Genomic DNA, 17,954 nt, shown 5'->3' on the forward strand with positions numbered 1-17,954 from the left:
CAGCGCAGTTTCTGGATTTGGCGCTGAAAGCAGGCAAGATGAGCGGTGCATTGGACGAAACCGACCAGCGGATTCTGCGCGAATTGCAGCGCGATGCGCGGCTGACCCATCAGGATCTGGCCGAACGGATCGGCCTGTCGCCCTCGCCCTGCGCCCGCCGCATCCGCAAGCTGGAGGCCGAGGGGTTCATCACCGGCTACAGCGCCCGCATCGACGAGGCGAAGATGGGCTTCGGTGTCAGCGTCTTTGTCTCGGTCCGGCTGGACCGGCAGGTGGATGACCGGCTGGTGACCTTTGAACGCGAGGTGGCGCGCTGCCCCGAGGTGGTGGATTGCTGGCTGATGACCGGCAGCTTCGACTATCTGCTGCGCATCGCCGTGCGCGACCTGAACGAGTTCGAGCATTTCCTGACCGGGCGCCTGACCAAGATTGCCGGGGTTGCCTCAATCGAATCCTCGATCCCGATCCGGCGGGTGAAGTTCCGGCTGGCGCGGCTGTCCTGACCACCTCAGAACACCGGCGGGCTGATGTGCGCCGGTTCGCAGCGCGACACGACGCGCCCGTCCGACACCACCACCAGCCGCGCCGGGCGCAGGCGGATCGCCTCGACCGGATCGGGGGCATCCAGCACCACCAGGCTGGCGCGGCGGCCCTTTTCCAGCCCGAACTCCAGCCCCAGCACCTGCGCGGGGGCCGTGGTGACCAGATCGAAGCATTGGCGCATCTGCTGCGGTGCGGTCATCAGCGCGACATGCAGGCCCATATGCGCCACGTCCAGCATGTCGCCTGACCCCAGCGGATACCACGGGTCTTTGGTGCAATCCTGCCCGAAGGCCACCGTCACCCCCGCCGCCAGCAATTCCGGCACCCGCGTCATGCCCCGCCGCTTGGGATAGCTGTCCGACCGGCCTTGCAGCGTGATGTTGATCAGCGGGTTGGGGATCGCCGCCACCCCTGCCTCGGCGATCAGCGGCAGCAGTTTCGACACATAGTAATTGTCCATCGAATGCATCGAGGTCAGATGCGACCCGGCCACACGGCCTTGCAAGCCGCAGGCGATGGTTTCCGCCGCCAGCGTTTCGATATGGCGCGACAGCGGATCGTCGCTTTCATCGCAATGCAGATCGACGCGCAGTCCGCGTTCTGCCGCAAGGCGGCAGGCGGCGCGCACCGCTGCCGTGCCGTCTGCCATCGTGCGTTCAAAATGCGGGATGCCGCCCACCACATCCACGCCCGCATCCAGCGCGCGGATCACCTGACGCTCGCCCTCTGGCGCGCGGAACCAGCCATCCTGCGGAAAGGCCACCAGTTGCAGATCCAGCACACCGCGCAGATGGTCGCGCACCTCCAGCAGCGCCTCGACGGTGTGGAAGGCCGGGTCGGTCACATCGACATGGCTGCGAATAGCCAGAACGCCCTTGGCCACCGCCTGCCGACAATAATCCAGCGCGCGGGCCACGATGTCTTCGCGCGACTGGATCCGCTTCAGCTCGCCCCATAGCGCGATGCCTTCCAGCAGCGTGCCACTGGCATTGACCCGCGGGCGCCCGTAGCTGAGCGTCGAATCCATATGGAAATGCGCGTCGATGAAGGGCGGGCTGACCAGCTTGCCAGTGGCCTCGATCACCTCGGCTGCTTCGGCGGTGATGCCCGGTTCCACGGCGGCGATGCGCCCGGCCTGAATGGCAATATCGGCCTGACGGCCATCGGGCAGCGTGCCGCCCCGGATGATCAGATCAAAGCTCATTCCTGACGCTCCGCATAGGTGGGAAAGGCTATACTGCGCAACCGGCCCGCCCGGCGCAGCGTTTCGGCATGATCGGCGATTTCGCCCAAGGTGGCAAACCATGCGCCTTCGGTCAGCGCGGTTTCCAGCCAGCGTTCCACCACCTGCCAGCGCGCGCGCCGCCCGGTCAGGAACGGATGCCAGACCGCGTGCCACAGACCCGCATCCGCCTTGGCCGCCGCAAACTCCTCGAAAAACGGCGCAAGCCCCTCGGTCGGGCCGCGCACCGGCATCATGTAGCCGATCTCGGCATAATGGGCGAAGGGCGGCCAGTCGTCGATGCCCCAATGCGGCGGGATCTCGATCAGGCTGCGCCCGCCCAGATCCAGCGCATAGGGATCGTCATCCGCCATCATCGAGCTGTCATAGGCAAAGCCGCGATCCGCCAGCAGGCCGGGCGTGTCATTGGTCAGTTGATAGACCGGCGCGCGATAGCCGCGCGGGCGAGTGCCGGAAAACGCCGCCAGCGCCTCGATCGCGCGGTCCAGATCCTCGCCCTGTTCGGCAAGGCTGCGCGCGGCGGGGTTTTCGTGAATCCAGCCATGACAGCCGATTTCGTGCCCGCCTTCCAGAATCTCCTCCACCGCCCGGGGATAGGTTTTCACGCACCAACCGGGAATGAAGAAGGTCTGCCGCAACCCGAGCCGCCGATAGGTTTCAAGAATTCGCGGAATGGCGACGGTCGGGCCATATTGCCCCATGCTGATCGGATAGGGCCGCTGCCAGCCCGCCGGATCAGCGGCATGGATCAGACTGTCGGCATCCATGTCAAAGGTGATCGCGGCGGCAAAGCCCGCGCCATTCGGCCATTCCATCAGGTCGCCTCCGGCTCTGGCAGGCGTGGCACCTTCAGCTCGAACTGACGGTCGGCCACGATATAATTGTCGGCATGAAGCCGGGCGATGGGGTGATAGGCCTCCGGGTTCACATAGCGCCCCGCCGCATCCAGGCAGGCGTCGCGCACCTGCATGAACACCACCTCGCCGATCACCAGCGCCCGGCCCGGCCAGTCGAGAATCCGTTCCACCCGACATTCCATCGCGCAGGGGCTTTCACCCACGCGCCGCGCGCCGATGCGGTGACCGTCAACCGCCGTCAGCCCGGCCAGCGCGATCTCGTCCACCCCCGGTTCCACCGTCATGGCGCAGGCCAGCATCCCCGGCGCCAGCGCCATATCCACCATGTTCACGGTAAATTCGCGCGTGCGGCGGATATTGGCGACCGTATCCTTTTCGCGCCCGTCCGGTCGCATCTGCACGCCGATCACCACAAGGGCCGGATCATGCGAGAAGACGTTGAAAAAGCTCATGGGCGCGGCGTTGTTGCTGCCATCGGGGTTCAGCGTGGTGACCAGCGCGATGGGGCGCGGGCCGACGAAATTGGTCAGCAGGCGATAGCGGTCTGCCGGGGGCAGCGTGGTGAAATCGAACTCCATCGCGTCAGGCCAGCCGGGGCGCGGCCCAGGCCTTCAGGATCGCCACCGCCTCATCGTCCAGCTTCTGTTCGGCGGGCAGTGCCCGGCCCTGCACCGGCCCGCCACATTCCGCCCGCAGATGCGCCACGTCGATGGGAAAGCGTTCCGCCAAGGGCAGCTTGTCGAAGATAGGCCCGCATTGATCCAGCGAGGCGGCATAGTAAAGCTGCCCGATGCCCGAAATCACCATCGCCGCCACGCACAGCGCGCAGGGTTCGGCCGAGGTGTAAAGTTCGCACCCCCGCAGATCGACGGTTTGCAGCTTGCGGCAGGCATCGCGGATCGCTTCGGTCTCGCCATGCGAAGTGGGGTCGAAATGCGCCAGCGAATGGTTCAGCCCCTCGCCCACGATCTGGCCATCCTTGACGATGACGGCGCCGAACGGCTCGGTGCCCGGCAGGGTCAGCGCCGAGGCCGAAAGCTCCAGCGCGCGGCGCATGAATTTTTCCTGATACATCGTTTGTTCCTTTCAGGTATTTGGCAAGGCCCAGGCGTGGCGCGGATCCCAGGTCAGGGTGACCGGCGTGCCGGGCGTCAGGGTGGCATCGTCGCCCAGATCCAGCCGTTGCAGGCGGAAATCGCGCCCGGTGTCGGATTCGATGAAGATGGTCTGCGTCGATCCGACGAATTCCATCCCCACCACCTTGCCCGAGACCTGCGGCTGCCCCACGGGCGCCGCCATGCCCTCGGCCAGCAGGCGCAGCCGGTCGGCGCCGATGACGAAGGATTGCACGGCCCCCACCGCCACCGGCACGGTATCAGGCACCGCCATGCGGCCCTCGGCGCAATCGAGCCAGATCATGCCATCGGCGCGCCCGGTCACCGTGCCTTCCAGCCGGGTGTTCATCCCCATGAACCCCGCGACAAAGGCGTTAACCGGCGCCCGATACACATCGCGCGGCGGCCCCGCCTGCTGCACGATGCCGTCAGCCATCACCACCACGCGGTCAGCCAGCGCAAACGCCTCGGATTGCGAATGGGTGACATAGATGAAGGTGATCTTCAGCTCGCGGTGCAGCCGGGCCAGTTCGGTTTGCAGATGCACCCGCAGGTGGGCATCCAGCGCCGACAGGGGTTCATCCAGCAGCAGGATCGACGGCTGGGTGACCAGCGCCCGCGCAATCGCCACGCGCTGACGCTGCCCGCCCGAAAGCTGGCTGATGTCGCGCTTGCCCATGCCGCCCAGACCCACACGGTCCAGCCAGTCATTCGCCAGCCTGCGCCGGGCATTGGGCGACTCGCCCCGCATCTTCAGCGGGAAGGCCACGTTGTCTTCGACCGACAGGAAGGGGAACAGCGCAAGGCTTTGCCACACCATCGGCGTGCCGCGTTCCTCGGCGGGCACCTCCGTCATGTCGCGCCCGCCGATCAGGATGCGCCCGCCGGTCGGCTTGTCCAGCCCGGCGATCATCCGCAGCGTGGTGGATTTGCCGCAGCCCGACGGCCCCATCAGCGCGATGAACTCGCCCGCCGCGATGTCGAGGTTCAGGCTTTTCACCGCATGGTGCCCCGGATAGGCCATATCCAGCGCCTCAAGGCGCACATAAGGCTCGGTCATGCTGTCTCCTTTCCGGCGCCGCCCAGCCGGGCAAAGCGCTGCGCCAGCGTCACAAGGATCAGGCTGATCGCCAGAACCAGGGTGCCGATGGCGTTGATCTTGGGGTTCACCTGCCCTTGCAGCAGGTTGAGAACGCGCACTGGCAGCGTCTCGTTCACGCCGCCCACGAACCAGGCGACCATGAATTCATCGAAAGACACCGCCGCCGACAGGCAGAAGGCCGCGATCAATGAGGGTTTGCAGAACGGAATCACCACATGCCACAGCGCCGCCAGCGGCGAGGCGCCAAGGTTCCACGCGGCCGCTTCCAGATCGGGGCCAAGCTCGCCCAGCCGCAGCCGGATCAGCGCCATGGAAAATGACACCGCAATCGCCACATGGCAGACGATGATCCCGGCAGGCGTGCCGAACATCGGCGTGCGCGACAGCGCGGCCAGCATCGCCATGCCCAGAATGGTGACCGGTACCGCCGGCGGCACCGCCACCGCCAGCATCAGCGGGCGCTTGCCGAAGAACATATAGCGGTAATCCAGATAGGCCGCCGAAAAGCCAAGCACCGTCGCCAGAACCGCCGTGCCAAGGCTGACGATCACCGAGTTCTTCATCGCGCTGAGGATCATCGCATCCGCCAGCGCCTCGCGATGCCAGTTCAGCGTGAACCCGCCCCAGGGCAGGGCCGGAAAGCGGTTGGCGTCGAAGGAAAACACCACGATCACCAGCATCGGCATGGCGATGAACAGCGCAAGCGCGGCCAGATACAGATTGCGCAGGATACGCCCGGTCATCGCGTTTTCCTCTTTTGGGTCAGCGCCTGCACCAGCACGAAGGCCAGCGCGAGGATCGCCAGCATCGACACCCCGATCACCGAGGCGCGCGGCCATTGCGAGCCGGATTTCACCGTGTCCACGATCAGGATCGCCAGTGTCGGCGGGTTTGATCCGGTCAGGAACACCGGGCTGGCATAGTCGCCGAAGGACAGAAGGAAGGCGGTCACACCGGCCAGCCCCAGCCCCGGCTTGATCGCAGGCAGCGTGACCTGCGTCAGCACCTGCACTTTTGATGCACCAAGATTCCGCGCCGCCTCGATCAGGCTGTGATCCATGCCCATCAGCGCGAAGGTCAGGATCAGCGTCACCACCGGCAGCGTCAGCGTCAGCAACCCGATGTTGAGCGACAGCGTGCCCCCCAGCAGATCCGCCGCAGGCAGACCCAGCAAGGCCAGCCCGGTATTCACCAGACCACCGGGCGACAGCACTACCTGCCACGCATAGACCTTCAGGATATAGCTGGAAAACACCGGGATGATCAGAAAGGCGATCCAGCGGCCCCGCGCCCGCGCCGACAGGCGCAGCGCAATCGCATGGGCGGCCGGAAAGGCCAGCAGCATCGACAGCACGGTGGCCACCAGCGCCACCTCGGCGGTATAGACCAGCGCGCGCTGGAATGGGGTCGAGGTCAGCACCTTTTCCCAGTTCGCCAGATCGAAGGCCGGGGCCAGCCGGAAATTGCGCACTTTCCAGAAGGTCACCACCACCAGAAAGGCCAGCGGCAGCACGAAAAACGCCACCTGCCACAGCGCCACCGGCAAGCCCAGCAGCAAAGGCAGCGCGGCCCGGGCGCGCCGCGTACCGCGCCCCCCCGGTGGGGAGGACGCGGCAGAGATTTCGGGCAAGGATGCCTCGGTCATCACAGGCTCTTCAGCTCGCTCCAGACATCGTTCCAGTCTTCGATGGCCTGCTGGACCGGCAGTTTGCGGAAGTGGATGCGGCCCTTCTTCCATTCATCCATGACGTTCGGCTTGTCGAATTGCAGGCGCAGGATTTCGGCCTGATCGGGCATGGTTTCGTTCAGCAACTTCCAGCCCGCGATCGAGGGGATGGATTTCTTGTTGTCGGCCTTGGTGGCCTGCAAAACCTGCCCCTTGGGCGAGGCGGTATACTGGATGAACTTACGCGCCAGATCCTTCTTCGGCGTGCCCTTCACGATGGACAGGCTTTCCGTCCACTGAATGCCGCCTTCTTCCGGCAGGATCGTATCAACGGGCGCGCCGTCCATGCGCAGGCCCAGCGTGATCCATTCCCCGATGCCGGGGATCAGATGCGCCTGCCCGTTGCGCAACGATGAGAAGATGTCGGCAATGGTATAGAAGCCCGAGGCCTGTGGTTTCAGCGAGAACAGCTTTTCCTTCAGCGCGCCGAAGGCGGCCTCGTCAATATCGAAGGGATTGGCGTTCTTGTTCGACAGGCTGACACAGCCCATCGAGGGCAGATACCAGTCGAAGAACCCGACCTTGCCCTTCGCCTTCGCCTCCCACATCGCGGCATAGCTGGCAAGTTCTTCGGGCTTGTAGACTTCCGAGTTGTAAGACAGACCCAGATAGCCGAAATCGCTCATCACGCCGAACAGCTTGTCGTCGAACCAGTGCAGCGGAAATTTCTGGAATTCGGGCCAGTAATCGGCCAGCGGGTAATCGGCGGGGTCGAGTTCCTCAAGGAAATCGGCCTCGTGCAGCAGGTGCATGTATTCGGCATCGGCCAGCACCACATCGAAGGATCCGGGCGGCGACTGGTTGATCACCGCCAGCATCTGATCGCCGCCAACATATTCCTTGATGGCGATCTTGCAGTTGTTCTCCTTCTCGAACTCCGCGACCAGATAGGGGTCGGCATTGCCCGGCCAGGACAGATAGTTCAGAACCTGCGGTTCCTGCGCGTAAGACGGCGACCAGCGCAGCGCCGAGCTGGCGGCAAGGGCCGCGCCAGCGCCCAGAAAGCCCCGGCGGCTGAGGTCGAGATTGAATTTCTTCATGTGCACCACTCCTGTCGTTTGATCCCGCAGAGAAGTCTTGCGGCGCTTCTGCGCTGCGGCATCACAGATTCGGCGCAAAACGGGCGAGGAGGGGCTCGATTTTCTTGGCGCACAAAATTCGGGCATCTTTCGGGGGGCTCGGTTCGGATTTTGGAAAGCTGCCGGATTTCTATATCAGGATTGCATGCAATTTTCCCGCGATACGAATCATCCAGAAGTCACTCGGCCTTGCGCGCATAGTCCGACAGGATGGCGCGGATATCGCGCGGCGCAACGCGTTCCATCAGGGCGCGACCGGCCACAGAATCCAGGTGATGGTCCATCAGATCTGCCGCACGCGGCCCGTCACCTGCCACCAGCGCGGCAACAAGTTGGGCGTGTTCAGCGGCGCCACAATCGGCGGAATGGGGGCGGCCATACATCGCCAGAACCAGTGAACAGCGCGAAACGAGTTCGGTTACATAGCGCAAAAGCAACACATTGCCGGTCAGTTCAGCCAGCCGCAAGTGAAACTCCCCGGCCAGCCGAATGGCCTCAGCCTCGCTGACAGCGGCGTAAATTGCTTCTTCCTCGGTAAATTTCTGCAAAATTCCGGCGATTTCTGGTGTCATGCGCGCCGCAAGCTGCAGCATCACCATCCGCTCCAGCCCCTTGCGCACCACAAAGATATCGCGCCCCTCGTCCAGCGAGGGGTTGGCGACAAAGGCGCCACGATTGGGGATCAGATCGACAAGCCCTTCCACGGCCAAACGCCCCAGCGCCTCGCGCGCAATGGTGCGCGAGGTGCCGAAGCTTTCGCCGATTGCATCTTCGGGAAGCCGCGCGCCGGGGGTCAGGCGCTGTTCGATGATCGCCAGCCGCAGGGCGGCATGAACCTTTTCCGTCCGCGATTGCGGGGCGCGCGGCGTCTTTTTTGCGGCCATGATCCTGCCTCGTTACACATGCTACTGCACGCATAATGGCGACAGATCGTATGCAAAATGCAAGCCTGATCAGGCAGCACTGCTGCGCCCTGCGGTGGGGAACGTGCGCTCGGCCTGATAGGTGGCGAAGCTGTCCAGATTTTGGGCATCGCATTGCGTCTGCCAGCGGCTGCCCGGCAGCACCGCCGTCACGCAGCGATAGCGCGCGCGATACCCGGCGGTGCGGGCATTGGTTTCCATGGCCACGGCCACCAGCCCTGCCACACTGCCTCCCTGCCTTTCCACCAGACGGATCGCACCATCCATCGTGCCGCCGGTCTCGATCCACTGATCGACCAGCAAGACGCGGGTGCCGGTGGCGAAGGCAGGCTGGCGCATCTCCATCCCCTGTTCCCGCCCGGAATAGTTGGAAAACTCCACCCGGTCGGTTTCGACACACAGCTTGCCCGCCTTGCGGATCGGCAGGAAGCCCCGGTTCAGCCGCGCCGCCAGCGCCGCCCCCAGTACAAAGCCCATCGCATCGCAGCCCCCCACCACATCCACCGTGTCAGGCGCAATCTCGGCACAGAGATCATCCAGCAGATCACCGAAGGCCGCCTGATTGATGTAGATCGAGGTCGGGTCCAGCCAGGCGAATTTCGGCCCCTTGGTGTTGGGCGACATCAGCGACAGATACCAACGGTTGTCGCGCGGGCTGTGCAGATCAGGGCTGTTCAGGTCAGTCATGGCGGGTTCCCTCCGTGCGGGTGATGGCCAGAAGCGCGTCAAGGCGCGCGGGGTCGATGGTGTAGAAATCGCCGGGGCGGTTGATGCCGGTGGCGACAAGGAAACAGTCCACATCGGCGCAGAAGGCTGCGGCGTTGTCGGGCGTGATGCCCGAGGCCAGCGCCAGCGGACGATCCCCCATCGCGGCGCGGAAAGTGGCGATCTTCGCCAGATCGGGCGCCTGCCCGGTGGCAAGGCCCGAGGTCGTCACCACATCCAGCCAGCGCGCGCCCAACCGGGCGGAGGCCGGGTAATCCGCGTCGGCCACCGGGCGCTGCTTCTTGAAGGCGACACCGCCGAAATAAAGCCCCTGCCAACCCGAGGCGGCGCGCGCCGCCGCAATGGCCTCTGCCTCCGTCTGATCGGCGCGGGTCTCGTTCAGACAGGCGTCATCGGCCCAAAGGGCATCAAGGGCCAGCCCCTCTGCCGCCAGCGCCCCCAGCAACGGAAAGCCTGTCCGGCCATCCTCGGCCAGAAAATTGACGCCCAGCCACAGGTCGGGGTGGTCGCGCCGCGCCTGGCGCAGGATCGGCAGAAAGGTCTCGCGGTCGAAATCATGGTTGATCAAAAAGGCCCCCGCCGCCCCGGCCCGCGCCACATGGTCGAGGTTTTCGGCCACTTGCGCCACGCCAAGCACGTGGATCACAGGGGTAACGACGGGGCCGGTGCAGCCGAAGCGGCGGCGGAAGTCGTGTCTGGTCAGGTTTGGGGTCATGGCACTCTCCTTGCTGCCAGCCTGCGCTGCATTGCGGCAGAATGGAAATTGATTGACTTGATCATTGCATAATGGATTCTTATGCCATGCCGACCAATATCCCCACCGATCTGCTGCGCGCCTTCGTCACCGTCATCGACCTTGGCGGCTATACCCGCGCGGCCGAGGCGCTGGGGCGCACCCAGCCCGCGATCAGCCAGAAATTGCGGCGGCTGGAGGCGATCATCGGCCAGCCGCTGCTGCTGGCCGAGGCGGGGCAGATCCGCCTGACCGATGCCGCCCGCACGCTGGATACGCTGGCGCGGCAGATGCTGCGCATCAATGACGACATCGCCGCCAGCTTTGCTGATGAACGGCTGTCGGGCTGGCTGCGGGTTGGCGTGCCCACAGATTTCTCGAATGCCTTCATGCTGCAGGCGATTGCCGATTTCGCCGCCGCCCATCGCGGGGTGCGGATCGAGGTGTCGAGCCGTGCCTCGCGCGATCTGCGCACGGCGCTGGCGGCCGAGGAGCTGGACATGATCTTTGCCATCGCCCCCGAGGACGGGATGCCCTGGCTGGTGCAGTCTTTCCGCGTGACGCCCTTCTGGGCGATCAGCGCGGCAGTACAGCTTGATCCGGCCGCCCCTGTGCCGCTGCTGCGCCACCCCGATCCTTGCGAATATGCCGACCGGATGCGCAGTGCGCTGCGCGATGCCGGTCGCCCCTGGCGCACGTTGCTGGTGTGCAACGATGTCGAAGGGCTGGTGGCCGCTGTCCGCGCGGGGCTGGGGGTCACCGCGCTGACCCCGGCCACGCTGGCCGCCGGGTTGCGCCGCGCCGATGTGGGCGACGGGCTGCCGCCGCTGGCGCCGCTGCGCATCGGCTTGTTCTACAAACACGCCCGGCTCAGCCGGGCCGGGCACGGGCTGGCGCAATCGCTGCTGGCGCGGCTGATCTGAGCGCCGCGCGGGCTTGACACGCCGCCCGCGCGGCGGCGTGATCGCGGCAAGTGCAGGAGAGCCAAAGATGCCCAAATTTGACCGCGAACTGGAACAGCGCCTGATGCGCTATGCTGCCGTCGATACCCAAAGCGATGAGAACGCGACCACATCGCCCAGCACGGCGATCCAGTTGGATCTGTCGCGGATGCTGGCCGCCGAACTGGCCGAAATCGGCGCGGCAGAGGTGCGGATCACCGATTATGGCGCGGTTCTGGCCACCATACCCGCCACCGCGCCGGGGCCTGTCATCGGTCTGCTGGCGCATGTCGATACCGCCCCCGCCTTTGCCGCGCAGGGGGTGAAGCCCGTGGTGCATCGCGGCTATAACGGCGGCGCGATCACCTTTGCCGATGCGCCCGATCTGCTGCTGTCACCCGAAATCTCGCCCTATCTGGCGGAAAAGCTTGGCGAAGACATCATCACCGCCAGCGGCACGACTCTGCTGGGCGCCGATGACAAGGCCGGGGTGGCAATCCTGATGACCGCTGCGCGCCACCTGCTGGCCCATCCCGACATTCCGCATCCCTCGCTGCGCATCGCCTTCACCCCCGACGAGGAAATCGGGCGCGGCGTGGATGCCCGGCTGCCTAAGGATCTTGGCGCCGATTTCGCCTTCACCTTCGACGGCGCCAAACCCGGCGAGATCGAGTTTGAAAGCTTTTCCGCCGATGGGGCGGTGGTCAAGATCACCGGCGTTTCGGCGCATCCGGGTTATGCCAAGGGCAAGCTGGTCAACGCGCTGCATCTGGCGGCAAAGATCGTGGCGACCCTGCCGCAGGCCACCCAGACGCCGGAAGTGACCGAGGGGCGCGAGGGGTTCCTGCACCTCTATCAGATGGGCGGCACGGCAGCCGAGGCCGAGTTGCGCTTCATCCTGCGCGATTTCGAACGCGACGGGCTGGCGGCAAAGGGCGATCTGCTGCGGCAGGTCTGCGCCACGGTGCAGGCGACCGAGCCGCGCGCCCGCATCACCTGCGACATCCGCCCGCAATATCGCAACATGCGCTACTGGCTGGAACAGGACATGACGCCGGTCGAACTGGCCCGCGCCGCCTGCCGGGCCGAGGGGATGGAGCCGGTGTCGGTGCCGATCCGGGGCGGCACCGACGGGTCGCGGCTGACCGAGATGGGCGTGCCCACGCCCAATATCTTTACCGGGATGCAGGAAATCCACGGCCCGCTGGAATGGGTCAGCGTACAGGACATGGCGAAGGCGACCCGCGTCTGCCTGCGTCTGGCGCAACTGGCGGCAAATCCCGGCGCCTGAGCCGCTCAGACCCGCTCCAGCAGCAGCGCCACGCCCTGCCCCACGCCGACGCACATCGCGGCCATGCCATAACGCCCGCCGCCGCGCGCCAGTTCCAGCGCGGCGGTGCCCACGATGCGCGCGCCGGTCATGCCCAGCGGATGCCCCAGGGCGATGGCCCCGCCATTGGGGTTCACCCGCGGATCGTCATCCGCCAGCGCCAGCACCCGCGTGCAGGCCAGCGCCTGCGCGGCAAAGGCCTCGTTCAGTTCCAGCACCGCAAGGTCGGGCAGGCCGATCCCGGTCAGCGCGCACAGCTTGCGGATCGCGGGCACCGGGCCATAGCCCATGATACGCGGCGCCACCCCGGCCGAGGCCGCCCCGACAATCCGCGCAATCGGCCGCAGCCCCTGCGCCCGCGCCACCTCTGCCGAGGCGACGATCAGCCCCGCCGCCCCGTCATTGACGCCCGAGGCATTGCCCGCCGTCACCGTGCCGCCCGCCCGCACGATGGGCCGCAGCTTCGCCAGATCCTCAGCCGTGGCGCCCGCGCGCGGATGTTCGTCCTGCGCCACCTGCGCCAGCTTGCCCCGGCCCAGATCCACAGTCACCGGCAGGATTTCCGCCGCCAGCCGCCCGTTAGCTTGCGCCGCCACCGCCCGCAATTGCGAGCGCAGGGCGAAGGCATCCTGATCGGCGCGGGCGATCCCGTATTCCTCCGCGACATTCTCGGCGGTTTCGGGCATCGAGTCGGTGCCATGGGCCGCCTGCATCTTCGGGTTCACGAACCGCCAGCCGATGGTCGTGTCATGCACCTCGGCGCTGCGCGCAAAGGCGGCACCCGCCTTGGGCATCACGAAAGGCGCGCGGGTCATGCTTTCCACGCCCCCGGCAATGGCAAGGCCGATCTCGCCCGCCTTGACCGCCCGGGCTGCGGCCGCCACCGCCTCCATCCCCGAACCGCACAGCCGGTTCACCGTCACCCCCGGCACGCTGTCCGGCAGGCCCGCCAGCAGCAGCGCCATGCGGGCGACGTTGCGGTTATCCTCGCCCGCCTGATTGGCGCAGCCCAGCCAGACCTCCTCGATCATCGCGGGGTCAAGCCCCGGATTGCGCGCCAGCAACGCCGCCAGCGGCAGCGCCGCCAGATCATCGGCCCGCACCGGGGCCAGCGCCCCGGCATAGCGACCAATCGGGGTGCGGATATAATCGCAGATGAAGGCATCCATCAGTCAGGCCCTTTCAGAGAGGTTCAGATCGGCAAGGCGGCGCCCCTCCGCCACCAGCCGCGACAGCAGCGGCGGCACGCGCCAGGACAGCGGGTCTTGCGCCGCATAGCCGGTGATCCGGCTCAGCAACTGCGGCAGGCCGAGGGTATCGGCATGGTGCATCGGGCCGCCCCGCCAGCGCGGAAAGGCGTAGCCATGGATCAGCACAAGATCGATGTCGGCGGGGCGACGGGCGATGCCTTCCTCAAGGATGTCAAAGCCTTCGGCAATCATCGCGGTGATCGCACGTTCCACGATTTCCCCTGCCGGAATGGCGCGGCGGCGGATACCAGCGGCGACCGAGCTTTCGGCGATCAGCGCCGCCACCTCGGCAGACGGCGCGGGGCTCGCCCCGCCATGGTCATACCAACCCGCGCCGGTCTTGCGGCCCAGCCGCTTCAACTCCTCGACCATCCGGTCGGCGATGGGAATATAGCGGACCCCAGGCTGCGCCTTCAGGTTCTTGCGCTGCCGGTTGGCATAGGCGATGTCTAGCCCCGACAGATCCTGCACCGCATAAGGCCCCATCGCCATGCCGAAGCCTTCCAGCGCGGCATCCACCTCCCACGGCAAGGCGCCGTCCATCAGCAGGATGTCGGTGGTCTGGCGATAGCGCGTCAGGATGCGGTTGCCGATGAACCCGTCGCAGACCCCGGCCTCCACCGGCAGTTTCTTCAGCCGCTGCGCCAGCCGCAGCGCGGTGGCAAAGGTGGTGTCCGAGGTGGCGCTGGCGCGGATCACCTCCAGCAGTTTCATCACATGCGCCGGGCTGAAGAAATGCAGGCCCAGCAGGCGGTCGGGGTGGCGGATGCCTTCGGCGATCCGGTTCACATCAAGGTAAGAGGTATTGGTGGCCAGCACCGTGGTTTCCGGCAGCGCGGCATCCAGCGCGGCAAAGATCGCGCGCTTGACCGCCATATCCTCGAACGCGGCCTCGATGGCGATCTGGGCGGGGGGCAGCGCGTCATAGCCAGTGACGACCGCGATCCCCGCCGCCCGCGCCGTTGCGGCCTCCGGCGTCAGCTTGCCCCGGCGCACCGCTTCGTCGAACAGGTTTTGCAGATTGGCGCGGGCGCGGATGGCGGCCTCGGCGCCAGTTTCGACCAGCGTCACCGCGATGCCGATCCCGTCCAGCGCATAGGCGATGCCCGCCCCCATGGTGCCCCCCCCCACCACCACGGCCTGCGTGATCTCGGTGGCCGGGGCGGCGGGTTTGCGGCCCATCGCCGCGCGCTCGGCGAAGAACACATGGCGCAGCGCGCGGGCCTGATCGCTGTCGCGCAGCGCAAGAAAGGCGGCGCGTTCGCGGGCCAGCCCTTCGGGCAGAGGCAGGGTCGCGGCCTCCACCAGATCCAGCGCCACTTGCGGCGCCACCTGCCCGGCGGTGCGTTTCGCCGCACGGGCGCGGGCGGTCGTCAGAGGTTCGGGCGCGGGCGTGGGCCGGTCGGCCGCGGCAAGGTGGCAGGCCAGTACCGCATCGGGCAGCCGACGCGCGGCCTGCACCGGATCAGCGGCGATGGCGTCGATCACGCCCAGATCCAGCGCCTCGGGGGCAAGGAAGGTGCGACCCTCGGCAATCAGATCCGCCGCCTTGGCCATGCCGATGATCCGCGGCAGGCGCTGTGTGCCACCTGCGCCGGGCACCACGCCCAGCGTGACCTCGGGTAGGCCCAGCAGCGCCTTGGGCGCGGCGATGCGATAGCGGCAGGCCAGCGCGATCTCCAGCCCGCCTCCCAGCGCTGTGCCATTGATCGCGGCAATGGCAGGCAGGCGTTCCAGCCGGGCCAGCACATCGGGCAGATGCGGCGGCACGGGCGGAGTATCGAATTCCCGCGCATCGGCCCCGGCGGCAAAGGCCGCCCCGGCGCCGGTCAGGATGATGCGCTGCACCCCCGCCGCCTCGGCCGCCTCCAGCGCAGCGACCAGCCCCGCGCGCAAAGCCTGCCCGATGACATTCACCGGCGGATTGTCCAGCGTGATCAGACAGACCTGATCCTCGATCAAATAGCGCACAGCCATGGGAAACCTCAAAGATGCGGGCGGATGCCGCCCGAGACGGCGATCATCTCGCCGGTGATAAACCGGGCGGCGTCGCTTAGGAAAAACGCTACCGCCTCGGCGGTCTCCGCAGGCTCGGCCATGCGGCGATGGAAGGCCTGCCCGACCAGCCGGTTCTGCTCCGCCTCGGGCATCAGCCGGGTGACAGAGGTATTGGTCAGCCCGGGCGCCACGCAATTCACCGTGACATCCGGCGCGAATTCCGCCGCGAGGGACCGGGACAGCGAGGCGACCGCCGCCTTGGCCGCCGCGTAATCCGCCTGCCCCGCCTCGCCGCCATAGACGATGGTGGCAATGTTGACGATCCGCCCCCAGCGCCGCGCCAGCATCCCCGGCGCGAAGGCACGGGTCAGGTGAAAGCCGCCCATCAGGTTCAGATCGAAGGTCGCGCGGAACTGCGCCTCCTCCATCTCCAGAAACGGGGTGTAAAGCTGGCGCGAGCGGATGCCGCCCACAAGGTTCACCAGCAGGTCCACACCTTTGAGCCGATCCAGCGCGGCAGCGGTGAAGGCCGCAGCCTCGTCCGCCACCGTCACATCGCCGCGCAATGCCACCACCGGCAGGCCGGGCGGCAGCGCCGCCACCGCCTCGGCCAGCCGCGTGGCGGAAATGTCGGTGAGCGCCAGCCCGCCGATGCCCCCCGCCACCAGCCGGGCGATGACGGCACGCCCCATCGGCCCGCCCGCCCCGCTGACGGCGGCAATCTTGCCCGCGACGCTCATTCCAGCCCCATTTCCTGCCGCAGCATCTTGCGCAACGCGAATTTCTGGATCTTGCCCGAGGCGGTGGAAGGCAGCGCCTGCCGCACTTCCAGCCGTTCCGGCCAGTATTGCACTGCCAGGTGATGCGCCTTCAGATGTGCCTGCATGTCATCAAAGCTGAAATCCTGCCCCGCCTTCGGCACCACGAAGGCACAGGCCCGCTCACCCAGACGTTCGTCGGGATAGCCGACAATCGCCACGCTCTGCACTGCCGGGTGCTTGAACAGGATCGATTCCACCTCGATCACCGGGATGTTTTCCGCACCGCGAATGATGATGTCTTTCGACCGGCCACAGATGCGGATGTAACCCTGCGCGTCGATCCGGGCGATGTCGCCGGTGTCGAACCAGCCTGCGTCATCGACATTGTTCAGATGCGGACGCTTCAGATATCCGCCGAAGTTGGAACAGCCCCGCACATACAGCTCGCCCTCCTGCCCGGTGGGCAGCACCTGCCCATCCGGGCCGCGCACCTGCAACTCGATCCCCGGCAGCGGGAAGCCATCGGTGTTGATCGAGCGTTCGTCCGGGTCCGACGGGCTGACCAGCGTCACCGCGCCGTTTTCCGTCATCCCCCAGGCCGAGATCACCTTGGTTCCCAGGATCCGCTGCGCCCGTTCCACTACCGCGCCGGGGATCGCCGTGCCCGCGCACAGAAAAATGCGCAGGCTGGAGGAATCGGTTCCCAGTTCCTCGACCGTGGTGGACAGATCCATCAGGAAGGGAGTGGAGGCCATGGTGAAGCTGACACGCTCCTGCGCCACCAGTTGCGCGCCCAGCACGCGGTCCCAGCTGTCCATCAGCACCATGCGCGCGCCCAGCATCACCGGCAGCAGGAAGCCATACATGAACCCGGTCTGGTGGGCCATGGGCGAGGCCATCAGCACCACATCCCCCGCCCCCAGCCCCAGCCGTTCGGCATAGGGCACAAGGTTGGCATACATGGTGTTGGCGCTGTGCATCACGCCCTTCGGTTCCCCCGTGGTGCCCGAGGTGTAGATGAGCTGGCACACATCATTCGCATCGCCGCGGTCGCGGGCGCTGATCGCACGCAGGTCCGGCGTGGCCTCCAGCGCCGGGTCTTGCAGCAAGGCGTCAAAGCTGTTGGCGCCGCTGCCCCCCATGACGATGACATGTTCAAGATCGGGCAGGCTGCCGCGCATTCCTTCGGCCATCGCCTCGTGATCGAAACCCCGGAACAGCTTTGGCACGACAAAGGCCTTCGCTTCGCCATGGCGCAACATGAACAGAAGTTCATGTTCGCGGAAGATCGGCATCAGCGGGTTGAACACCACACCCAGCTTGCGGCAGGCGATATACAGCACCACGAACTGCCACGAGTTCGACAACTGGCAGGCCAGCACATCGTCCTTCCCCAGCCCCAGCCGGTGCAGACCCGCCGCCGCCCGCCACGACAGGCGGTCCATTTCGGCCCATGTGAGATCGGCCCGCGCGCCGGTCGCCACGGTAAAGGCGGTCAGTGCCAGCGCATCGGGCTTTTCGGCCAGCCGCATCTCGAAGTAATCCAGCAGGGTCTTGCCCGGCCAAAGCCCTTCGGCCTCCATCCGGGCGCGGCGGGGTTCGATCAGAACCGCATCGAATTTCATGG

At 66.4% G+C, this 17,954-nt stretch carries 18 protein-coding genes; 3 read left to right on the forward strand and 15 right to left on the reverse strand.

From position 1 onward, the window contains the following. Positions 1 to 38 precede the first annotated feature (38 nt). Positions 39 to 503 (forward strand): Lrp/AsnC family transcriptional regulator, encoded by a 465-nt coding sequence (locus BMX43_RS10585; protein ID WP_091301461.1) that lies wholly within the window; start codon positions 39 to 41, stop codon positions 501 to 503. Positions 504 to 508: 5 nt separating this feature from the next. Here the strand turns inward: BMX43_RS10585 and BMX43_RS10590 are convergent, their stop codons facing one another. The 11 genes from BMX43_RS10590 to BMX43_RS10640 all read right to left on the reverse strand — a co-directional run bounded on the left by BMX43_RS10590 (position 509) and on the right by BMX43_RS10640 (position 10,029). Further along, complete coding sequence (locus tag BMX43_RS10590) at positions 509 to 1,747, reverse strand: cytosine deaminase (protein ID WP_091301129.1); 1,239 nt, start codon at positions 1,745 to 1,747, stop codon at positions 509 to 511. Then, positions 1,744 to 2,601, reverse strand: a complete 858-nt coding sequence (locus BMX43_RS10595) for a polysaccharide deacetylase family protein (RefSeq protein WP_091301131.1) — start codon at positions 2,599 to 2,601, stop codon at positions 1,744 to 1,746. Before BMX43_RS10595 ends, BMX43_RS10590 begins: the two co-directional genes overlap by 4 nt. Next, the gene (locus tag BMX43_RS10600; protein ID WP_091301133.1) at positions 2,601 to 3,221 is read right to left on the reverse strand and encodes a flavin reductase family protein; all 621 of its coding nucleotides are present in this window, start codon (positions 3,219 to 3,221) and stop codon (positions 2,601 to 2,603) included. The genes BMX43_RS10595 and BMX43_RS10600 overlap by 1 nt, the downstream gene beginning before the upstream one ends. A 4-nt stretch (positions 3,222 to 3,225) precedes the next feature. After that, complete coding sequence (locus tag BMX43_RS10605; protein ID WP_091301135.1) at positions 3,226 to 3,717, reverse strand: nucleoside deaminase; 492 nt, start codon at positions 3,715 to 3,717, stop codon at positions 3,226 to 3,228. A 12-nt stretch (positions 3,718 to 3,729) separates the two neighbouring features. Beyond that, positions 3,730 to 4,818, reverse strand: coding sequence for an ABC transporter ATP-binding protein (locus tag BMX43_RS10610; protein WP_217643951.1), 1,089 nt, complete (start codon positions 4,816 to 4,818; stop codon positions 3,730 to 3,732). Continuing rightward, positions 4,815 to 5,603 carry an ABC transporter permease gene (locus BMX43_RS10615; RefSeq protein WP_091301138.1) on the reverse strand — a complete coding sequence of 263 codons (789 nt, stop codon included), beginning with the start codon at positions 5,601 to 5,603 and terminating at the stop codon, positions 4,815 to 4,817. The genes BMX43_RS10610 and BMX43_RS10615 overlap by 4 nt, the downstream gene beginning before the upstream one ends. Further along, the gene (locus BMX43_RS10620) at positions 5,600 to 6,505 is read right to left on the reverse strand and encodes an ABC transporter permease (RefSeq protein ID WP_175482082.1); all 906 of its coding nucleotides are present in this window, start codon (positions 6,503 to 6,505) and stop codon (positions 5,600 to 5,602) included. Before BMX43_RS10620 ends, BMX43_RS10615 begins: the two co-directional genes overlap by 4 nt. Further along, positions 6,505 to 7,626, reverse strand: a complete 1,122-nt coding sequence (locus BMX43_RS10625) for an ABC transporter substrate-binding protein (protein ID WP_091301142.1) — start codon at positions 7,624 to 7,626, stop codon at positions 6,505 to 6,507. The genes BMX43_RS10620 and BMX43_RS10625 overlap by 1 nt, the downstream gene beginning before the upstream one ends. A gap of 218 nt (positions 7,627 to 7,844) precedes the next feature. Then, a complete protein-coding gene (locus BMX43_RS10630; RefSeq protein ID WP_091301144.1) occupies positions 7,845 to 8,549 on the reverse strand; it encodes a GntR family transcriptional regulator in 705 nt (234 codons plus the stop codon). A 69-nt stretch (positions 8,550 to 8,618) separates the two neighbouring features. Next, positions 8,619 to 9,275: a phosphoribosyltransferase family protein gene (locus tag BMX43_RS10635; protein WP_091301146.1), complete on the reverse strand. Its 657-nt coding sequence runs from the start codon at positions 9,273 to 9,275 to the stop codon at positions 8,619 to 8,621. Further along, entirely contained in the window at positions 9,268 to 10,029 is a 762-nt protein-coding gene (locus BMX43_RS10640) for a beta/alpha barrel domain-containing protein (RefSeq protein WP_245749445.1), read from the reverse strand. The genes BMX43_RS10635 and BMX43_RS10640 overlap by 8 nt, the downstream gene beginning before the upstream one ends. 86 nt (positions 10,030 to 10,115) lie before the next feature. Between BMX43_RS10640 and BMX43_RS10645 the strand changes: the two genes are divergently transcribed. Beyond that, positions 10,116 to 10,970, forward strand: a complete 855-nt coding sequence (locus BMX43_RS10645) for a LysR substrate-binding domain-containing protein (RefSeq protein WP_217643952.1) — start codon at positions 10,116 to 10,118, stop codon at positions 10,968 to 10,970. A 67-nt stretch (positions 10,971 to 11,037) separates the two neighbouring features. Next, complete coding sequence (gene pepT, locus BMX43_RS10650; protein WP_091301150.1) at positions 11,038 to 12,279, forward strand: peptidase T; 1,242 nt, start codon at positions 11,038 to 11,040, stop codon at positions 12,277 to 12,279. 5 nt (positions 12,280 to 12,284) lie between these two features. Here pepT and pcaF read toward each other — a convergent pair whose 3' ends face one another. From pcaF to aliA, 4 genes are read right to left on the reverse strand one after another with little or no spacing between them, the layout of a single operon-like run. Then, on the reverse strand, positions 12,285 to 13,490 hold the full coding sequence (pcaF, locus tag BMX43_RS10655; RefSeq protein ID WP_091301152.1) for a 3-oxoadipyl-CoA thiolase: 1,206 nt from the start codon (positions 13,488 to 13,490) through the stop codon (positions 12,285 to 12,287). After that, on the reverse strand, positions 13,491 to 15,545 hold the full coding sequence (locus BMX43_RS10660) for a 3-hydroxyacyl-CoA dehydrogenase NAD-binding domain-containing protein (RefSeq protein WP_091301155.1): 2,055 nt from the start codon (positions 15,543 to 15,545) through the stop codon (positions 13,491 to 13,493). It lies immediately after the preceding gene. An 8-nt stretch (positions 15,546 to 15,553) separates the two neighbouring features. Then, positions 15,554 to 16,306: an SDR family NAD(P)-dependent oxidoreductase gene (locus BMX43_RS10665; protein ID WP_091301157.1), complete on the reverse strand. Its 753-nt coding sequence runs from the start codon at positions 16,304 to 16,306 to the stop codon at positions 15,554 to 15,556. Further along, entirely contained in the window at positions 16,303 to 17,952 is a 1,650-nt protein-coding gene (gene aliA / locus BMX43_RS10670; RefSeq protein ID WP_091301159.1) for a cyclohexanecarboxylate-CoA ligase, read from the reverse strand. The genes BMX43_RS10665 and aliA overlap by 4 nt, the downstream gene beginning before the upstream one ends. Between the last annotated feature and the right edge of the window lie 2 nt (positions 17,953 to 17,954).

The organism is Gemmobacter aquatilis (genome assembly GCF_900110025.1).
GTDB lineage: Bacteria > Pseudomonadota > Alphaproteobacteria > Rhodobacterales > Rhodobacteraceae > Gemmobacter > Gemmobacter aquatilis.

Coding starts and splice junctions, on each gene's coding strand:
- BMX43_RS10660 (WP_091301155.1), bottom strand. CDS start 15,545: ATGGCTGTGCGCTATTTGATCGAGGATCAGGTCTGTCTGATCACGCTG.
- BMX43_RS10605 (WP_091301135.1), bottom strand. CDS start 3,717: ATGTATCAGGAAAAATTCATGCGCCGCGCGCTGGAGCTTTCGGCCTCG.
- BMX43_RS10645 (WP_217643952.1), top strand. CDS start 10,116: ATGCCGACCAATATCCCCACCGATCTGCTGCGCGCCTTCGTCACCGTC.
- aliA (WP_091301159.1), bottom strand. CDS start 17,952: ATGAAATTCGATGCGGTTCTGATCGAACCCCGCCGCGCCCGGATGGAG.
- BMX43_RS10615 (WP_091301138.1), bottom strand. CDS start 5,603: ATGACCGGGCGTATCCTGCGCAATCTGTATCTGGCCGCGCTTGCGCTG.
- pepT (WP_091301150.1), top strand. CDS start 11,038: ATGCCCAAATTTGACCGCGAACTGGAACAGCGCCTGATGCGCTATGCT.
- BMX43_RS10600 (WP_091301133.1), bottom strand. CDS start 3,221: ATGGAGTTCGATTTCACCACGCTGCCCCCGGCAGACCGCTATCGCCTG.
- BMX43_RS10665 (WP_091301157.1), bottom strand. CDS start 16,306: ATGAGCGTCGCGGGCAAGATTGCCGCCGTCAGCGGGGCGGGCGGGCCG.
- BMX43_RS10630 (WP_091301144.1), bottom strand. CDS start 8,549: ATGGCCGCAAAAAAGACGCCGCGCGCCCCGCAATCGCGGACGGAAAAG.
- BMX43_RS10590 (WP_091301129.1), bottom strand. CDS start 1,747: ATGAGCTTTGATCTGATCATCCGGGGCGGCACGCTGCCCGATGGCCGT.
- BMX43_RS10585 (WP_091301461.1), top strand. CDS start 39: ATGAGCGGTGCATTGGACGAAACCGACCAGCGGATTCTGCGCGAATTG.
- BMX43_RS10640 (WP_245749445.1), bottom strand. CDS start 10,029: ATGACCCCAAACCTGACCAGACACGACTTCCGCCGCCGCTTCGGCTGC.
- BMX43_RS10595 (WP_091301131.1), bottom strand. CDS start 2,601: ATGGAATGGCCGAATGGCGCGGGCTTTGCCGCCGCGATCACCTTTGAC.
- BMX43_RS10620 (WP_175482082.1), bottom strand. CDS start 6,505: ATGACCGAGGCATCCTTGCCCGAAATCTCTGCCGCGTCCTCCCCACCG.
- BMX43_RS10625 (WP_091301142.1), bottom strand. CDS start 7,626: ATGAAGAAATTCAATCTCGACCTCAGCCGCCGGGGCTTTCTGGGCGCT.
- BMX43_RS10635 (WP_091301146.1), bottom strand. CDS start 9,275: ATGACTGACCTGAACAGCCCTGATCTGCACAGCCCGCGCGACAACCGT.
- BMX43_RS10610 (WP_217643951.1), bottom strand. CDS start 4,818: ATGACCGAGCCTTATGTGCGCCTTGAGGCGCTGGATATGGCCTATCCG.